This window comes from Candidatus Hodarchaeum mangrovi, assembly GCF_975850365.1.
Genome location: NZ_CDLCQJ010000063.1, coordinates 1 through 1,981 on the forward strand (window position 1 = coordinate 1; position 1,981 = coordinate 1,981).

2 protein-coding genes are annotated in these 1,981 nt (G+C 33.0%); both read right to left on the bottom strand.

Annotation, left to right across the window (positions count from 1 at the left end; genetic code table 11):
• Positions 1-457: 457 nt before the first annotated feature.
• A complete protein-coding gene (locus tag ACWVCY_RS06340) occupies positions 458-592 on the bottom strand; it encodes a hypothetical protein (RefSeq protein WP_455141253.1) in 135 nt (44 codons plus the stop codon).
• A gap of 34 nt (positions 593-626) precedes the next feature.
• Positions 627-1,981 (bottom strand): hypothetical protein (locus tag ACWVCY_RS06345; RefSeq protein ID WP_455141255.1); only part of this gene is annotated, 1,355 nt, incomplete at its 5' end.

Here is a 1,981-nt window from a genome sequence, read left to right on the forward strand (position 1 = left end):
CTTTTTATCTATAGGTGTCTTACCATATCCATCTCCTCTAATACTTCATAATAAGATTTATTTTCAGTCCTTTTTGTCAAAACTACCTTTCGATATAAATTTACCTCTATTCTTTGATATTTATTGTTCTTGGTATTCTTTTCTTGATCTTTCCATTTTGACCACAAAAAATTATTGTGTATATACTTTTTATATAAAAATCAGGACTAACCAACGTTGTATGATTAATTATTATGAATAATTTTTCTCAATACTTATTCGTATAACCTTGATTTATAACAATATTCTTAAAGGATCAGTTTGGATAGTTTAAAAGTGATTATTTTTCATAAATCTTATCCAATTCTTCGTCAGAAACATTGAAAACTATATTGTGAGGAAGGAGTGGTTCCTTATAAAAGAATGTGTGTAAGCGATCATCTTTATTGGTAAAACCAGCTCGTTTGTTAAATTCTCACTAGGCCTTAAGAATATTCAATCCATATTGGGTAACATCAAGCTCTGTTCCAAGATATCCTTTAACTAATTCAACCATACCTGTTGAACCACTTACAATATCTGAAATAGCAGAAACAACGAATAGATTAATCATTCAGAATATTCATATTTAACAAATTATGCTCTAATCAGTCTCGAAATCGGGAAGATCGTTTTCCTGAGAGTTTTTGGACAACCCAAACTAAGTTCCATTCCATAGATCCTTTATAATCTACACGTTTCCAAAATAGTAGGATTATCGACCATACAAGAACGTTAATCAGCGCAAATATTGTGATGTTGAAAAAACTGGCATTCCATTCAGACCAGAGTGGGCGAATTATTAATTGGAGAGCTGCTGCTAGCACGCCTTCCCACATATAGATGGTTAAAGCAAGTTTACCAAAATCAGGAACCTTTTTTGCTAATTGTGCCCACTTCTCCCTTGTTGTTGGAGAGCGATAATCTAATAATGCAAGTCCGAGGAATATCAAGAAGAAAAACAAACCAAGCTGTAATGATTTTTGTCCCATTAAAGCAATACTAGCTTCCCAGGTGAATGGTTCAAAACCATAAGGACTTGTGGGTTCTTCAATAAACATAATGCCAAATATAAATGTGACTAAGACGAATATACCAATTCCAGTTAGGATTGTTCTGGGTTTCTCTTTTCTAGCCATCGCAATTCCTACAATTGCTCCAAAACAACCATACGAGAGATGTGGAAATATAGGCATCATTCCATTTGTCAATGGTTCCATGAAAAAGGCTAGAAGGAGATTTCCATTTATATATTCATTTCGTATTATCTCGCCTATTGTCATTCTCAAGAATGGGGATATAATGAAAATGATTATACCCATTAATGCTAATGAACCATAAACGGTTTTAGGATTAGTCATTCCTTTCATTTTGTAGAGAATTCCCATAAATATGGAGATAAAAATTGTAATAACACCAATCATTGAGAGTGTTTCCATTCCAATGAATGTCATGACAGGTATGGGGGGATCTGGTAGTCTACCAAATAGAAGTAAGTATGGAACTATTCCTGTCCCATTGGACAGAGTTTCTTCCATTACAATAACTGGCATTGTATCATCTAAAGACCGTGTTAAAAAAGCACGATAGAAGAAACTGTACCCAATCATCAGAAGGCCCATTATCCATCCGCTAATTATAACAAGTCTTGATGTGATTTGACCAGTTATCAGTCTCTTATAAATCATGTACGCATTCACTGCACCTGATATCACATAGAAAATGCCTGCCATTGTTATAAATAGGTACAAAATTGCAATTTCAGAACTAATAGCGCCTCCTGAATAGAATCCAAAGTAATAATCCCATAGAATTCGATGAATGAATACTACAGATATTATAGCACCACCTCTTATTAAATCAAATGTAAAGATTCTATCAATCTTGTTACTTTTTTCTTCAAATGTCATGGTTTTTTTCACTTTCAGAATCTTTAATTCATTCAAAAATAAATTTGAATTGA

What these genes read in the sequence shown, in the direction of transcription:
- ACWVCY_RS06340 (WP_455141253.1), bottom strand. Translation starts at nt 592, where the DNA reads ATGATTAATCTATTCGTTGTTTCTGCTATTTCAGATATTGTAAGTGGT.